At 37.6% G+C, this 15,802-nt stretch carries 13 protein-coding genes; 2 read left to right on the forward strand and 11 right to left on the reverse strand.

Annotated features, from left to right (window positions below; genetic code table 11):
• Positions 1 to 37 precede the first annotated feature (37 nt).
• The 7 genes from HNP36_RS01525 to HNP36_RS01555 all read right to left on the reverse strand — a co-directional run bounded on the left by HNP36_RS01525 (position 38) and on the right by HNP36_RS01555 (position 10,216).
• Entirely contained in the window at positions 38 to 2,104 is a 2,067-nt protein-coding gene (locus HNP36_RS01525) for a M13 family metallopeptidase (protein WP_184161322.1), read from the reverse strand.
• Positions 2,105 to 2,157: 53 nt separating this feature from the next.
• On the reverse strand, positions 2,158 to 4,572 hold the full coding sequence (locus tag HNP36_RS01530) for a TonB-dependent receptor (protein WP_184161319.1): 2,415 nt from the start codon (positions 4,570 to 4,572) through the stop codon (positions 2,158 to 2,160).
• Between the two features lie 5 nt (positions 4,573 to 4,577).
• Positions 4,578 to 5,018 carry a MarR family winged helix-turn-helix transcriptional regulator gene (locus tag HNP36_RS01535; protein WP_184161316.1) on the reverse strand — a complete coding sequence of 147 codons (441 nt, stop codon included), beginning with the start codon at positions 5,016 to 5,018 and terminating at the stop codon, positions 4,578 to 4,580.
• Positions 5,019 to 5,278: 260 nt separating this feature from the next.
• Positions 5,279 to 8,446 (reverse strand): M1 family aminopeptidase, encoded by a 3,168-nt coding sequence (locus HNP36_RS01540; RefSeq protein ID WP_184161312.1) that lies wholly within the window; start codon positions 8,444 to 8,446, stop codon positions 5,279 to 5,281.
• Positions 8,447 to 8,448: 2 nt separating this feature from the next.
• Positions 8,449 to 9,321 carry an ABC transporter ATP-binding protein gene (locus tag HNP36_RS01545; protein WP_184161309.1) on the reverse strand — a complete coding sequence of 291 codons (873 nt, stop codon included), beginning with the start codon at positions 9,319 to 9,321 and terminating at the stop codon, positions 8,449 to 8,451.
• Positions 9,322 to 9,495: 174 nt separating this feature from the next.
• The gene (locus HNP36_RS01550) at positions 9,496 to 9,699 is read right to left on the reverse strand and encodes a helix-turn-helix domain-containing protein (protein WP_040995723.1); all 204 of its coding nucleotides are present in this window, start codon (positions 9,697 to 9,699) and stop codon (positions 9,496 to 9,498) included.
• A gap of 1 nt (position 9,700) precedes the next feature.
• Positions 9,701 to 10,216, reverse strand: a complete 516-nt coding sequence (locus tag HNP36_RS01555; RefSeq protein ID WP_184161306.1) for a DUF2975 domain-containing protein — start codon at positions 10,214 to 10,216, stop codon at positions 9,701 to 9,703.
• A gap of 251 nt (positions 10,217 to 10,467) precedes the next feature.
• On the opposite strand from HNP36_RS01555, the gene HNP36_RS01560 reads away from it, so the two are divergent.
• Both HNP36_RS01560 and HNP36_RS01565 read left to right on the forward strand, forming a co-directional pair.
• A complete protein-coding gene (locus HNP36_RS01560; RefSeq protein ID WP_184161303.1) occupies positions 10,468 to 12,018 on the forward strand; it encodes a T9SS type A sorting domain-containing protein in 1,551 nt (516 codons plus the stop codon).
• A 41-nt stretch (positions 12,019 to 12,059) separates the two neighbouring features.
• Positions 12,060 to 12,404, forward strand: coding sequence for a TfoX/Sxy family protein (locus tag HNP36_RS01565; protein ID WP_184161300.1), 345 nt, complete (start codon positions 12,060 to 12,062; stop codon positions 12,402 to 12,404).
• 77 nt (positions 12,405 to 12,481) lie between these two features.
• Here the strand turns inward: HNP36_RS01565 and HNP36_RS01570 are convergent, their stop codons facing one another.
• From HNP36_RS01570 to HNP36_RS01585, 4 genes are read right to left on the reverse strand one after another with little or no spacing between them, the layout of a single operon-like run.
• Positions 12,482 to 13,540 carry a DNA polymerase beta superfamily protein gene (locus HNP36_RS01570; RefSeq protein WP_184161297.1) on the reverse strand — a complete coding sequence of 353 codons (1,059 nt, stop codon included), beginning with the start codon at positions 13,538 to 13,540 and terminating at the stop codon, positions 12,482 to 12,484.
• Positions 13,541 to 13,550: 10 nt separating this feature from the next.
• Positions 13,551 to 14,285 carry an ATP-grasp domain-containing protein gene (locus HNP36_RS01575; RefSeq protein WP_184161294.1) on the reverse strand — a complete coding sequence of 245 codons (735 nt, stop codon included), beginning with the start codon at positions 14,283 to 14,285 and terminating at the stop codon, positions 13,551 to 13,553.
• A gap of 11 nt (positions 14,286 to 14,296) precedes the next feature.
• Entirely contained in the window at positions 14,297 to 14,938 is a 642-nt protein-coding gene (locus HNP36_RS01580; RefSeq protein WP_184161291.1) for a hypothetical protein, read from the reverse strand.
• A gap of 5 nt (positions 14,939 to 14,943) precedes the next feature.
• A complete protein-coding gene (locus HNP36_RS01585) occupies positions 14,944 to 15,690 on the reverse strand; it encodes a DNA polymerase beta superfamily protein (RefSeq protein ID WP_184161289.1) in 747 nt (248 codons plus the stop codon).
• Positions 15,691 to 15,802 lie beyond the last annotated feature (112 nt).

The raw sequence follows: 15,802 nt of genomic DNA on the forward strand, positions 1-15,802 counted from the left end.
AGGCTGAGCGGAGCCGAAGCCTTTTCAGTAGTATTATTTACCAGATTTTTACCCTTTCTTCAGGTTTCTTATAAAGCTTATCACCGGCCTTTAAGTCAAAAGCTTTATAGAACGCTTCCGTATTCACTAAAGGTGCAAAAGCTCTGTACATCCCTGGTGTATGCTCATTAGTTTTGATCTGGTTTACCAAAGCTGCTTCCGTATAAAGCGATCTCCAAACCGTTGCCCAGCTCAGGAAAAATCTCTGATCCTGACTGTAACCACTTATCTTTCCAGGGTTTCCTTTATCCTTTAAATACATCTGCAAAGCATCATATGCTATGTTTACACCTCCCAGATCAGCAATATTTTCCCCGTTGGTAAAGGTTCCGTTTACAAAAGTTCCTTTTACAGGCTCATACTTGTCATATTGTGCTGCAAGAGATTTTGTAGCTTTTTCAAAGTTGGCTTTATCCTCGGGAGTCCACCAGTCCGTAAGATTTCCCTCTGCATCAAACTGTGCTCCGGAATCATCAAAGCCGTGGGTCATCTCATGTCCTATTGCCCCTCCGATACCTCCAAAATTCACCGCAGGATCCGCTTTTGGGTTAAAGAATGGCGGCTGAAGAATAGCGGCAGGGAAAACAATCTCGTTGTTTTGTGGGTTGTAATAAGCATTTACCGTTTGCGGAGACATACCCCATCTGGATTTATCAACCGGCTTTCCTACTTTGTCAAGAGCCTGCTGGTACTGCCATTCGGAAATATTCTGAAGGTTTTTATATAAACTTCCGCCCTGTGCTTCAGATAAGATAGTAAGCTTGGAATAATCTTTCCATTTGTCCGGATAAGCTACTTTTACAGTGAACTTATTAAGTTTCGTCAATGCTTTTTCCTTTGTGGTGGAAGACATCCATGTTAAATTATTGATATGCTGGGTAAAACTTTTCTTCAAATAATCAATCAGTTCCACCATCTGTGCTTTGGCTTCGGCAGGGAAATATTTTTCAACATATAACTTCCCGAATGCTTCTCCCAAGCTTCCATTAATTAGTTCATAGCCTCTTTTGTTTAAAGCTCTCTGCTCTTTCTGGCCACGAAGATATTTGCCATAGAAACCGAATCTCATTTCATCCAGCTGCTGTGTCAGGGAAGCTGCATTTCCGGATAAGAGATTGAATTTTAAGTAATCTTTGATTACATTGATGTTCTGTGGTACAAGAATGTTGTCAAGATTTTTATAATAATTAAGTTCCTCAATAATTACTTTATCTGTCTGTACCCCGACTTTTTTAAGGTAAGCAGGAAGGTCTGCATTTTTAACCAAAGCAGAAAGTTCAGCCATTGTTCTCGGATTGTTCTGAAGATTGATATCGCGGATCTGTTCGTTAGTGAGCAGAGTTTTGGCAATGGATTTTTCAAAATCAACGATTTTTCCGGCGGCTTCCTGGGAATTTTTATACCCCAGAACATTCAGCATTGAAGCTATATATATTGTATATTCTTTAATGGCTTCCGTATTCTTTTCATTGACTTTCTGATAATAGTCACGGCCCATTCCCAGGGCACCGCCACCAAGATATACAGCATTCATTTTAGAGTCTGCAAGATCTGCGCTCACTCCCCAGCCGTAAAAAGGATTGTCACCCTGTTTTGTAGCTGCTGTAAGATATTGGTTCAGATCTGCAACAGTTTTAATGGCATCTATTTTAGAAAGATTCTCTTTTAAAGGAGAGATTCCGTCCTTATTTCTTTTATCCATATCCATATAGGTCAGATACAGATTCTGTATCTTTTTGCCTTCACTTCCATCTGCAAACTTATCTTTCAGAAGCGAATTTAAAATAGAGATTGCATTATTGTCCGTACTTTCTCTAACCTGGTCGAAACTTCCCCATCTGGAACGGTCGGAAGGAATTTTGGCTGTTTTCATCCACTTTCCGTTTACAAAATTATAGAAATCGTCCTGCGGACGTACCGATGTATCCATAAAGGATATGTCCAGTCCCGGATCATTTCCGGCAGAGGCTACCGATGTTGCATTAGGCCCGGATTTTTGAGCCTGAACTGTTTCAAAGGCTAATAAAGAGGCAATAGCCAATAAGGTGATGTTAAGTTTTTTCATAATGCTGTTCTTTATTGTTAATTTTTATTTTTCCTGAGCGATTTTATTATCAATTATGCTCCGATTCTCTGTTTCAGATCATCTGCGCCACCGGTTTTTCTTGGCTGCCCGTTTTTAGAAGAACCGAAATTGTAGGTATAAGAAATGGTTGCTACACGGGAATCCCTTTTCACCACAAAGTTTTCCACATAATTATTGAAGGTTGTCTGTGCCTTCGGATTGCTTGTGAAGAAAATATCATTGAAAGAGAATTTCAGTGTGCTGTTATTTTTAAATTTCTTCTGAGCCCCGATGTTCAGGTACCAGTTCGGTTTTACATCCATATAAGCATATATTTCCCTTGCCTGGTAATTTCCGGTAAGCTCTGCGCTGAAACCGTTTCCAAGTTTAAAAGAATTGATGCTGTTAAGGCTAAAAGTAAAATTCCCTTTATTGTTGATCTGTGTTCCCGAAACATTTCCTGTATAAGACCCGTAGTAAAAATTGGCGCTGTTGTTCATATCCCACCACCTGGCCACTTTTACCGGAGCAATCAGGTAAAGCCCGAAATACGATGCAGAATTTAAGTTTTCATTCGTCTGAACTGTGATATTTTCCCCGTTTTCCGTAACGGGTTTAATCACGTCTGTAATGTTGTTTTTCGTTTTACTGTAGCTTAATGTCGCAAAATATTTACTGTTCATGCTGTAGGTCAGCTCATAATTCATTGTTGTCTGCGGGTTCAGATCAGGATTTCCTGCCTTATAGGTGGTAGGGTCCAGGTAAAATTTGAAAGGATTCAGCTGATTGTAGCTTGGCCTTGTAATTCTCCTGCTGAAATTGATTTCCAGGTTGCTTTTATCAGTTACATCATAAGAGAAAACTGCACTTGGAAACAGTTGCGTGTAATTCTTTTTGTTCACCTGGCTGGTGGTGAGCTGTGTTCCCGTTACATTGGTATTTTCAGCCCTTAAGCCGAATGTAGCACTGAACTTTTCCCATTTTTTAGAAACATTTCCGTACAAAGCATTAATATTTTCCTCGTAGATAAAATGATTGGTTTTGTTAAGATCCAGTTCCGGAACGCCTGAACTTGCATTGAAGAATTTCAGGTCATTATCTGCTTTTACAAAACTCGTTTTGATGCCGGCTTCCAGTTTCCATTTGTCTTTAAGATTTTTCGTTAAATCAGATTTTAAAGAATAAATATTCAGGTTTCCATCAATATCACCCTGCAGAATATCAAGGGTCTTCAGATTTGCGGATTTTTCATAATTCCTTGTTTCAAAATTCTGAAGTGAAGCATTTGAGTAGTTGATATAGTCAAAATCCGTGGTGATTTCTGATCCCAGAGAATCAATTGTATATTTATGATTCAGGTTGAATGAAATATTCTTCCAATGGTCATGAGAACGGTTCTTTGTGGTAAAACTGCCGTCAGGAAGATGATCATTCCCCAATATTAAGCTTGAATTATCACCTTTCGGATCAAATTTATTGCTTACAAAACCTATGGAAAAGCCTAAGACATTTTTATCATTCATATAATAATCCATTCCTGTTTTGGCAATGTGATTCCTGAAATTGAATTTTAAAAAGTTATCCTGCAGATAGGCTTTGTCGAAAGTATCACCGGTATAAAAATTCCTGTCCAGAACAAGATGATTATAAAATTCCCTGTACGCAAAACTGTAATTTGCAAAAATGTTCACCTTTTTATTTCGGTGGTTAATGCTGAAACTGTTATTATTTTTGATGAATTTTCCCGTTCCCAGGGAAGTTGAGATACTTCCGTTTGTTCCTTTCCGCTGGTCTTTTTTTAATTTGATGTTAATGATGGAAGTTCCGGCCGCATCATATTTTGAAGACGGATTGGTGATGAATTCTATTTTTTCTACGGTTGATGAAGGAATTCCGCGCAGATACGCTGCCAGATCAGTTCCCGTCATCGGTGTGTTTTTTCCATCGATCTGTACCAGAAGGTTTCCTTTTCCCCTGAGGCTGATGTTATCATTGCTGTCCACATTAACTCCCGGGGCTTTCTCAAGTACCTCAAAGGCAGAGTTTCCGGTACTGGCAATGCTGTTTTCAACGTTAAGGATCATTTTGCCTTCCTGACGTTCAATATAAGGCTTTGTTTTTGTGATGGTTACTCCTTCAATAGATTTTACATTAAGATCAATAGGAGCGAGCGTTTTGTTTTCCGCTATCTGGATATTATCCGATTGATAGACTTCGGTTCCGTTTTTACTGATCTTTAAACGATAGCTTCCTTCTTTAAGATCATTAAAGGTGAATTTTCCATTCTGTTCCGCAATTTCTGTTTTTACCAGTGCATTTCCGGAATCAAACAGGTTGATTTCCATTTGCTCGGTTTTTTCTCCGTTAATATTTCCCGACAGTGAAAAATTTTGTGTACCCTGTGCTGAGAACAGGCTGCTGAAAAAAGTCAGTGTCAATGTTAGTAAAAGTAAAAATATTCTGACCATTGTGTTTATTTTTTAGGGTTGATACAGTTTTCGGATATTTTGAGCAAGGCATTATTCATAATTTCCAGCTCTTCTTTTGTTATGTTGTCTAAGGCTTTTTTTCTGTTGCCTTCTACAATTTTTTGCACATCTTTAATGATCTTTACTCCGGATTCTGTTACCTCGAGATTGGTTTTCCTCCGGTCTTCAGTATGGGTTTTACGGATCACATATTGCGATTTCACCATGATGTCAATAATCCTTGTCACCGAAGCATTATCCTTAAAAACCAGATCTCCTATCTCATTCTGAGTAATCCCCGGGTTTTCCAAAATTGCTTTGATGATCAGCCATTGGTCAATTGTAATAGTAAAACCGTTAGCTTTAAGCTGGCGCTGTGCATAATTTCTGTATGATCTGATTGCTTTATCTATATTGTAGAATATGATTGAATTTAATTTCTCCATTTTTTTATTTAAATTAAAATGATTAATCAATAATTGATGTATCAACTAATTTGTAATAGATTTTTTTACTTTGTTACAGATTATTAAAAATATTTTTTTGAAAAGCAGAAAAAACTTGAAGCCGCTCAGCTTGAATAGTAGAAAAAAGAAATCTGCTCCATCTGCTTAATCCGCGAGGAAATATTTAACCTTTCGCAGATTAAGCAGATGGAGCAGATGTTTGTGTAGAATTTATTTGAATGATTTTATTGATGAATCATCTATATTGTTTTAAACAATATATCAACCTGTTTTCTTGTATTCTCATCAGGGCAGACTTTATAAAATTCTTTAAGAAGATCCAATGAGGATGGTTTTTTAGGATACTGATTGTTTTGGAGAAAATTTTTCAAAGCTTCATTCACTTTTTCTTCCCCAATCAGTTCGCTTAATTTTACCATAGCCACAGCTCCTTTGGAATAGGAAATATGAGGGGTATCCCCTATAGCTTTATAGATCGGGCGGTTCTCAGAAAGTCCTTTTTCGTTATCATAAATCTGTTGGTGTACTTTTATTCTTTCCATCATTTTTTCCTTGCTGTGCATTTTTTTGTACAGCATCATTTCAGTGTACATAGCAAGAGTTTCTGTAAGCATTACGGCACCTTCTCTGTCATCAGGATTAATCTGACTGTTTCCCCACCACAGGTGAGAAAGCTCGTGCCCCGCAAGCTCATTAATTACATCCTGTTTCTTATCTGCATGAATATTGGCATGGAAAACCATATCTTCAGGCATAAAAACCGCAGATGGGTAGGCCGTTGCAGCAAATCCCCTGGTAAAAGATGAGATTTCAGCAAAATTGACGGTTTTAAATGGATATTTTCCAAAATTCTGAGTACAGTAATCCAGTGTGATTTTTGCATTTTCAAGCAGGTGGTTTACATTTTCAAAGTGCTTTTTGTGATAAAATACATTCACTGCAATGCCTTTGTAGAGAACACTTTTTACCTCATAATCTGCCGAAGAAACTGCAAACCGGAATGGGATGCTTTCTGCTTTATACTGAAAATAATTACGTCCTGATTTGGTCCATTTTTTAACCAGATCTCCGGTGCCTATGGCGGTTTGGCTTCCTTCTGTGGAAACAGTCATGTCTAAATTGATAAAATCTTTTCTGAAAACTTCCGGGGCTTCCGGTTTTTTCAACTTTTCCAATATTCTGATGTGATTGTCTTTACGCAATTTTTCATCCTGAATTTCTTCATCTTTCTGATATCCTATTACCGGATAATACCTGCTGATCCTCATAAAAGAACCATTTTCTATAATAGCATTAAAAGACTGGTGCCCGTTTACAGCATACCATTTATATGATAGTTTGAAATCAAGATAAGCGGTACCGTTGGGTTGCATGGGTTGCCTTAGTTTAATTTCTGACACATCTTTACTTATTTTTATTGTTTCAGAATTAGCTTGCAGAGAAGCGGATTCCATCTTAAGGTCAGGATTGAAATGAACCAGGATTTTATCAATCGGCTGATCTGTAACATTGGTCAGCATATATTTCCCGGTAATCTCATATGAGTTTTTGGAAGGGTATAACCTGATTTCGGTAACAACATCTGAAATTTCAGGGTGAGGCATATTTTCATATTCCTTAAAATTCTTTTCGTACCGAACAGCTTCTATGACTGCTTTTTCTTCATTCTTCGGAATATATCCTTTCATAAAGAAAGTTCCGGCAAAAACTCCTGAAAGAAGTAAAAAAAAGCTGGAAATAAGTAAAATAGGATTTCGTTTTTTTGTTCTGAAAATTTTATGAATCATCCATAAAAATGTAATGATTCCGGAACCAAACAGAAGTCTTTCCACGAAAGCAAAAGCATATGGTCCATATCCATTAAAATCACTGTAGGAGCCTTTGAAATCTGAAAAAATTCTTAACAGCGGATAGGGAAGTATTTTCCCCGAAGCGGGACCTGTCAGAAGAAATACGGCTAAAACGGAAACTCCCAGAGCGATAAATTTATTTCTGATATTATGATTGACCAGCAGGATAAACCCTGAGAAAAGCATCAGCGGAAAAGTATTAAAAAGGAAAACGGGCAGATAAGCTTTCCAGTCGATATGAAAATATTGGTAAACTGCCTGAAATATAATGCCTTCAGTAATTAGAATTCCGGTAAAGAAAAAAAGAAGGATACTAATGGAAATAAAATGTCCGGTAAGTTTACTTTTCGAAAAAAAAGTGGTGTTTTCGATCATGGAAAATCCTGATGAGTGACTTCTCCAGTAAAGATCATTAATAAAATATGCCACAAGCAAAAAGCCGAACAGAGGGAAATTTTCTGAAATTGTAGTGGCCATAAGACCTGACCCTGCATATTTCTGGGGAAGCCGGATTCCCTTCTCTATCTCAGCAAACATTTCCATCCCGATGAAAAAGAGTAACAGTATAGAAACCGCAGGAATAGTAATGCTTCTGAAAAGATAAATAAGATCAACCCTTGCAAAGGATAAGATGGATCTGAGTATGTTTTTCCAGCCAAAATCTGTCTGCGATACCCTATAAGTAAAAGTTGGAATACGGATAACTTCAGATTCTGGGATGGCTTTTTTGCTCTTTCGCTTTGAAATATCGGAGAAAGAAAACAAACGATAGGTAAATAGCAGAAATACTGCAGAAATGATCAGGAAAATAATACGGTTAAGCAATAAATAACCTGAAAGAGGTATAATTAAAGTGTTTTTTTGTTGAACAGAAAACGCTCTTGCCTCAAAAAAATAAGCTGATAACCCGAACGGATCCAAAACAGAAGAAATATGCTGTGTTTCTACTGATTGTGGTAAGCTTCCGGCCATAAACGGTGAATTGGAAAAAACCAAAACCACCATATACAGAACATACAAAAGCAATCCGCCTACTACAACCATAAGCTTTTTCTTAACAGCCAGCGAAACGAAAAACAGGAAACTGCATACAAAAAGGCAGTTGATAAACCCAAAAATCAGCATTGGATACAAATAGTATCCTATATTGAAGTAAGACTGCATTTCACTTCCTGTCCGTAAAATCTGACCAACAAGAAATCCTGTCATTAAAAGGGAAAAGCTTAAAAAAGTCTGCAGGAAATAAGTAATGAATTTCCCGCTTAGATAAGTCCATGTAGAAAAGGGAAATGAGAATAGAATAAGATCAAATTTTGAATCCTGATCCTTAAAAAGCAACTGTACAGCAAAAATTACAGCAATAAACAGGATTGAAAGACTTAACATTCCTGTCATAAAACCGATGGTATAGGGAGAGTTCAGGTAAATACCATCTCCTGCCGTAAGATTGAACTGATTACCGCAGAAAACACCGATGCTTACTAAGATAAAAGCAATAAGATAAGCAGGCCAGCGCTTGGAAATGCGTCCGGCTTCAAATAAAAATATAGCGTTCATGATTAAGGTTTTTGTGTGAGAGTATGGAAATAAACGTGCTCCAGAAGTGGATTTACAGCATCAAAACCCTCAGGCTTTTCTTTTGAAAATACCGTAATGTTAAGCTCTCTTTCAATCAGTTGCCGGCTGATGATCTCGTGGCTGGACTGATAATTTTCCAGTTCACTTTTATCTATCGGTTTTGACCATATTCTGTTTTCCAGTTCAGAAATCAATTCTGCCGGTTTTCCTTTTCTGAGGATCTGCCCTTTATTCATAACTGCCATTTCTGAACATAGATTTCTGACATCTTCCACCAAATGGGTGGAAAGGATAACAATAACGTCCTGACTGATTTCGTTCAAAAGGGAATTGAAGCGGTTACGTTCCTCAGGATCGAGGCCGGCAGTAGGTTCATCCACAATAATGATCTTGGGATTTCCCAGCAAGGCCTGAGCGACACCAAAGCGTTGTTTCATTCCCCCGGAAAAAGTATGGACCTCTTTTTTCCTGAATTCTGAAAGATTGACTTTTTCAAGCAGGTTGAGAATCTGATTTTTACGCTCGGTTTTATTGGTAATTCCTTTTAATATGGCAATATGCTCCAGAAGATCATAGGCTGAAACTTTAGGATAGACCCCGAAATCCTGTGGAAGAAAACCCAGATTCCGCTTGATGTGGTCAGGATCTTTTGAAACGTCTGTCCTGTTAAAAATAATATTTCCGGAAGTCGGTTTTTGCAGTCCTACAATGGTTTTCATTAATGAGGATTTTCCGGCACCATTCGGACCAAGCAGGCCGAACATACCGTTTGTGATATCAAGCGATATATCTTTAACCGCCTGATAACCATTTCTGTAAGTGAGGCTGAGGTTGTTGATTGTTAAGGTATTCATATGATGAGGTTTGGATAATAGATGGATAAGGCAGACCTGTATGGCTGCTTAAAAGAAGGAAGTTGGAAGAAGGAGGATGAAAGTTATTGAGGAGGAATCAGGATTTTAGATTGAGGTTAAGATTGATATGTTTTCAAATTTTAGACCTCGAAACCGTATCCCGTAACTCAAAAACTATTCCCGGTACTCAAGAATATCACCCGGCTGGCATTCCAGGATTTTGCAGATGGCTTCAAGGGTATCGAAGCGCACTCCTTTGGCTTTGCCGGTTTTAAGAATAGAGAGGTTAACGGGTGTAATTCCCAGTTTTTCTGCCAATTCTTTACTCTGCATTTTTCGTTTGGCCAGCATGACATCTAAGTTGACTATAATTGGCATGTTATATAAATAGGTCTTGTTCGTTTTGCAAATGTAGTCCTTGCTTGAAGATATTCGCAAGAAACAGACAGAAAATTCCAAGCATGAAATGGATAAAAACCAGTCCCCAGATAATACTTTCAACTTCCACAAAAAAGCTTGCTGTAACTACCACAGGCAATGGAATGAAAATATTATACATGTAAAATCTCTTAAGCTGAAGTATATTTTCTGTTGTAAACAGTTTTGACTGAAAAAATACTTTGAAAACTAACGCCGAAAGCCAGAAAAAAATTCCATAGGAAATTAAAACCAGTAAGAATGAGAAAATGATATACGGATAATTATTTTCAATGTTCAAAAATGGTTGCTCCGTAAAAGGATAATTGATGTGAAGAAACTGACCGTTCTTGTAAGGTGTAACAGCAAAACCTGTAATCAAAGAGAACATGGAGTACGCTAAAGTAATCAGGTAACCTGCTGATAATACGATGCAGATATAGTACAGGATTCTCGAAATAATTTTGGTCTGGTTCATGGCAATAATTATTTAACTATTGCAAATGTATAATTAATTATCGTAAAACAATAATTATTTTAAATAAAATTTTATTTTTGATATAGTTTCAGAAGAAATTAAATCTCTCGAGAATTGGCATTTCCAGTTAAATTTAGTGATAAAATAAGGAAACATTTGTGTTTCAACTTATTGCTGTACAGTTTCTTGATAAACATTCGGTTACAAAAGATGCATTTTATTATATTTACCATTATAAAACTGAACTTTTCATGAAAAAAATACTTTACTTTTTATTATTTACACTATATTATACAAGTCTTCACTCCCAGGCGCCTTCCATTCAGTGGGGAAAATCATTGGGAGGAAGCCTTGGTGATTGGGCTTATTCTGTAGAACAGACTTCAGACGGCGGTTATATTGTTGCCGGAATGTCTAACTCCGTAAATGGAGATGTTACAGGCAATCATGGAGGTTCCGATTATTGGGTTGTAAAGCTTGATGCTTCGGGAAATATGCAATGGCAGAAGTCTCTGGGTGGAAGCGGTGCTGATACAGCACAATCTGTCCGGCAAACTTCAGACGGCGGATATATCGTAGCCGGATATTCTCTGTCTGCAGATGGGGATATTACAGGAAATCACGGAAATTTTGATTATTGGATTGTAAAGCTTGATACTTCAGGAAATATACAATGGCAGAAATCGCTGGGTGGAAGCAGTAATGATTCAGCACAATCTATCCAGCAAACTTCAGATGGCGGATATGTTGTAGCCGGATATTCTATGTCTGCAAACGGAGATGTTACGGGAAATCATGGAGGCTCTGATTACTGGATTGTAAAGCTTGATATTTCGGGAAATATACAATGGGAAAAATCATTTGGAGGAAGTGGTGAAGATGAAGCCATGTCTATTCAGCAAACTGGTGATGGCGGATATATTGTTGCCGGCTCGTCTGTTAATTCTACAGATGGAGATGTTACAGTTAACCATGGGAATTATGACTACTGGATTGTAAAACTGGATACTTCAGGGAATATACAATGGCAGAAATCATTAGGCGGAATAGGCAATGATATTGCACGTTCTATTCGGCAGACCTTTGATGGAGGCTATATTGTTGCCGGAATCTCTTCTGATTCAATAATTGGAGAAACTCCCACTTATCCGGGCATTCCTGATTACTGGGTTGTAAAATTAGACGGAGCAGGGAATGTACAGTGGCACAAACTTTTCGGCGGAAGCGGGCACGATAATGCAGAGGCTGTCCGGGAGACGGTGGATGGAGGATATATTGTTGCAGGCTGGTCAGTGTCTACAGACGGACATGTTACCGGAAATCATGGTAATCGTGATTACTGGATTGCAAAAATTGATAATCTGGGCAATCTTCAGTGGCAAAAATGTCTGGGAGGGTCCAATGTTGAATATTTAAGCTCTATTGAGCAGACTAATGATGATGGTTATATTATTTCAGGAGGTTCTTTTTCTACCAACGGAGATGTTTCGGGAAACCACGGATCGCTTGACTTCTGGATAGTAAAATTACATCCGGCTCAACTGGGAGTTTCTGAAAATACTCTGATTGATAAACCTCTTCTGTACCCGAACCCGGCAAAAGATCATGTGTTTCTTGACCGCCTTCCGGGTGAAACCGTTGTAAGTATTACCGATAGGTCCGGAAGAAAACTTTTCAGTCAAAAATACAATGATGAAAAGATAACTGTGCATACTGCGCAATTTATAAACGGAGTTTATTTTGTTCAGGTTCAGCATAAGGGAGAAATCATTCTGTCTGAAAAAATAATTATAGAGAGATAATCTCAATACATCAGGTTACATTTATAAACAAAAGCACTACAATGGCTTATAGTATTGAACTGGCGGACAGGATTTGTGAACGGCTTTCAGAGGTTTCTGGTATTGATATTCAGGAAAAGAAAATGTTCAGCGGATTGTCCTTTTTGGTTAATGGCAAAATGTGCATCAACGTAAGCCATGATAACATGATGTGCCGTTACCATCCCGATCTGGAAGAGGAGGTTTCAGAGAAAACAGGATTTCTTCCGATGATGATGAAAAGGAAACAGCTTAAAGGATACTGCTATGTGGAACCTGCGGGATTTCAAAAACGGGATGATTTCGAATACTGGATTAAAATATGCCTGGATTATAATATAGTTGCCAAAGCTTCAAAGAAAAAATAATCTTACTATTCTTAACTAACTTCTGATATTTTGAAATGTAACCATTAAGGTCAGTTGAGTTGTTAAGAATACTAAGATTAACTGTACAATTTTTCCCGTATTTCTATTAAGATTTTCTCTGTCTTTTCTGCATCCGGATAATCGGGAAGAGTAGAAATGGAATGATAATATTCTATAGATGCTATCAAATCCTCTGCTTTTTGCATAACGGATTCATAAGACCAGTTTCCGGCTTTGATTTCCAATAGTTCATCCCTGTTATCTACACGGATCTGCAAAGAATTTGTTTTGAATATCTGTTCACAGGACTGCAGTAAACGGATGGTATGCATCATGTTTTTACTGTCATAGTTCTGTCCGTGCTCCTGATTGACATTGTAACGGTCTTCATTACGTTCGGAAACCCATTTCCAGTATTCCCTGTAGTCTTTGCAGTAAGTGGAGTAGGCATCCAGATTGCAGAAGAGATACGCTGCCGGCTTTTCGTCTTTCGGAACGGATGATACGGAAACCTGGTTGGCTTCTTCATGCTGTATAATTCCTTTATAACCAAAATTTCCGGATTCATCATAAAACAGGGCATACATTCCTTTGGTATTCCCGATATTGGTGAGTCCACATTTTTCCTGTATTTTACCATTCTCTGAAAGCCATTTTTTCAATGAAACCGAACCCTGATCTTCAAGAATATAGCAGAAATCAAGCACAGATTTTCTTTCTTTTTCTATTGGATTAAGGATCTTTTTGTTGAGTCCTTTGGCTTTCCTGATCTGTGAAACAGCGTATCCGGCAAAGGTATCTTTACATAATTTTGATAAGAAATCTTCAGTCCGGAGAAGATTCATCAGGGGATTTTTATAAATAATACAGTCTTCCGTACTCGCCAGCACTTCCAGGATATTAGGATTGTTTTTTTGTAACAGTTCCACAAATCTTCCGATCTCGTAATAAGTAATATCATTCGTTTCATTGGAGATCTGAGGAATATAATTCAGTCCGAAAAACTGATCTTTGGGAAGATAATAAACCCCACGTATATCCGTGTCGGAATTTTCCGTTGCAAGTCCGAAAGATCTGCTTCCAGAAATGGTTTCGAGGAGGATGAGGTTATTGTTTTTTAGAAATTCAATAGTCATAGTTTCATTTTTATAGATTCTTCACACAACTTTCCACAATCACTTCCAAAGCCTTCTCCGCATCACAGGCATATAAACCTGAACACCATGCCGGATTCGCTTCAATTAAAGCCCAGCCTTTTCCTTTGATCATTCCAAAATCAAGAACGATGGCTTTTGGAAGAGTTTCAGAATATTGCTTAATGAAATTATTGAAAAATTCAGACAAATCTTTTTGCTCGGTTTCAGAGAGCGGACCTGTGTTGAAACTGTTGTTTCGCCAATATGAAGAATGGGTCTTTATTTCATTGTTTAAAACAAAGCATCTTACTTCCAGTTCCCATTCCACAATTTCTGATGTGAAGACCATGCTGTTCAGATCCAGGGAATCAAATCCTTTGATATCCGTTATTTTTTCATAGACACCGGCTTTGAAGCTTTTAAAATCAGAACACTTGATAAAAATATTTTCCTGATCGATATTTTGCTTCAACTGACCATAAGAAATTTTGCGTTTTGTAAATGTTTCAGAAATTAAGGAAAGCCAGTTGTCATCAGGTTTCAAAAGCGTCAGTCCACACTGGTCCGAAACAATTTCCGCATAAATATCTTCGCCATACACAGCAATAACATCATCCCGGAACTCTTCCGGAACATTCCATTTGGCATTGAAACGATTCAGCTCGTAGGGCGAATTAATCGATGCTTTTTTCAGGTTATTGCTGTCTTCCGTATACATAGGCGAAAGCGCTATTATATTTTTCATTGGATGTGTTTTTACATGGTATGTTTTTTTAGTATCAGTTCACTTACCAAACGGTAATGATTTAATATTTTATATTGTATTTCCGCTCCGTTGAATACTATTTTTTCACTCATTCCATGATAGCATCCTCCGGAATATCCCTTTTTATCGCTGGTAAGAATCAGGTATTCTGCGCCTCCGCAATCAGAATAAACATCCATTACGATCATGAGTTCCTCCTGATTTCTGCCGCGTTCTTCATAACATTGATCAAGGAATGACAAATCTATATGTTTGGCTTCGAATTTATTTTCTTTAATCATAAACTCGCATTCTCCTTCTTCCATTATTTTCTGAAGCCATTCATAATCTGCTTCTTCTCCGAATGTCTCATAGAATCTTTTGACTATATAATTCACAAAATCTTTTGTATAAAAGATGATTTCATAAAGATAATCATGTCTTTCTTCCCAGAAAACCCGGTAATAAAAATTAGTTTCAGGAACCTTGTATTTGGTGAAAAACTCTTTATAAACGTCAGGCACAATCAGTCCGTATTCTTCCTTAAGATATTCACATCTTTTGATGAAAGGATGATTTGAAAAATCTGGAACAGTAATTTTTCGCTCAGGGATTGAAGTGTTTTTCTTTTTTAAAAAGTTAAATAGTTTCATCTTTTTTATTTTATTATTTCCCGGAATATCCTCTCCATTTCACTCTTGTCGGCTTTTCCTGCGGTAAGGTTTTTAGACCTCTCTTCATTTTCCAGAACAGTTTTTTCCAGGAATCCAAAGAGTTCCCAATCGTTCGGATGGTAATAAGATTCTCCTTTGGTAGCTTTCAGCGCGACCAGATTTTCTATCTTTTTTCGGGTATAATCATCTGTCAAAACTAATAATTTACTGAATAAAACCGGTGGTACACTTCCTTTTTCTATGATCCATTTTCCGGTCAGTGCCGTTCTGAGGCAGTAAAAATAGCTTTTCAGTTTTACTTCATCGCTTCTGCAGGCTTCCAGATACTTTTTGCTCATGCTCAGATAGTGATAAGAAACTGCTATGGGTGAAAAGCAGGCATCTGCCAAAGGCCTGAAGAGTTCAACAAATTTTTTATTCTCTTTATACACGATAGGAGAATAAAACCAGCTCAGTAAGGCTGCGTTAGATTTCAGTAACAGATGAAAAGTCTTACGGAGATCCCACCCGGAACCGTCCAGATCATCTTCAGTCATGAATTCTATGGTTTCATCTTTATCCCACGGAGAAAGGTACCAGTCTTTTTCATGCCTGTAGATAAAGCGTATATCATAATCGCTGTCCGGAGATGCAAAACCCCAGGCTCTGCTTCCGGATTCTACTGCCAGAAGGATTTCCACGCTGCGTGTTTCCTCTATTTCTTTTATTTTGTCCAGTATTTTTGGTGTCATTTTGTTTTAATTTTAATGCAAAGTAAGAGGGTAAGTGCGTAGTCTTTTTGCGTAGAAAAATAAGCTGTGGAGATTTTAGGATTGAAGAATATCGAAACTTAAAATAAAAGCT

The sequence above is a fragment of the Chryseobacterium shigense genome (assembly GCF_014207845.1).
Taxonomy (GTDB): domain Bacteria; phylum Bacteroidota; class Bacteroidia; order Flavobacteriales; family Weeksellaceae; genus Chryseobacterium; species Chryseobacterium shigense_A.

Bases quoted from the DNA above. Each gene is read 5' to 3' on its own strand.
- HNP36_RS01525 (WP_184161322.1), bottom strand. From the start codon at position 2,104: ATGAAAAAACTTAACATCACCTTATTGGCTATTGCCTCTTTATTAGCC.
- HNP36_RS01560 (WP_184161303.1), top strand. From the start codon at position 10,468: ATGAAAAAAATACTTTACTTTTTATTATTTACACTATATTATACAAGT.
- HNP36_RS01535 (WP_184161316.1), bottom strand. From the start codon at position 5,018: ATGGAGAAATTAAATTCAATCATATTCTACAATATAGATAAAGCAATC.
- HNP36_RS01580 (WP_184161291.1), bottom strand. From the start codon at position 14,938: ATGAAACTATTTAACTTTTTAAAAAAGAAAAACACTTCAATCCCTGAG.
- HNP36_RS01585 (WP_184161289.1), bottom strand. From the start codon at position 15,690: ATGACACCAAAAATACTGGACAAAATAAAAGAAATAGAGGAAACACGC.
- HNP36_RS01555 (WP_184161306.1), bottom strand. From the start codon at position 10,216: ATGAACCAGACCAAAATTATTTCGAGAATCCTGTACTATATCTGCATC.
- HNP36_RS01575 (WP_184161294.1), bottom strand. From the start codon at position 14,285: ATGAAAAATATAATAGCGCTTTCGCCTATGTATACGGAAGACAGCAAT.
- HNP36_RS01530 (WP_184161319.1), bottom strand. From the start codon at position 4,572: ATGGTCAGAATATTTTTACTTTTACTAACATTGACACTGACTTTTTTC.
- HNP36_RS01550 (WP_040995723.1), bottom strand. From the start codon at position 9,699: ATGCCAATTATAGTCAACTTAGATGTCATGCTGGCCAAACGAAAAATG.
- HNP36_RS01565 (WP_184161300.1), top strand. From the start codon at position 12,060: ATGGCTTATAGTATTGAACTGGCGGACAGGATTTGTGAACGGCTTTCA.
- HNP36_RS01540 (WP_184161312.1), bottom strand. From the start codon at position 8,446: ATGAACGCTATATTTTTATTTGAAGCCGGACGCATTTCCAAGCGCTGG.
- HNP36_RS01545 (WP_184161309.1), bottom strand. From the start codon at position 9,321: ATGAATACCTTAACAATCAACAACCTCAGCCTCACTTACAGAAATGGT.
- HNP36_RS01570 (WP_184161297.1), bottom strand. From the start codon at position 13,540: ATGACTATTGAATTTCTAAAAAACAATAACCTCATCCTCCTCGAAACC.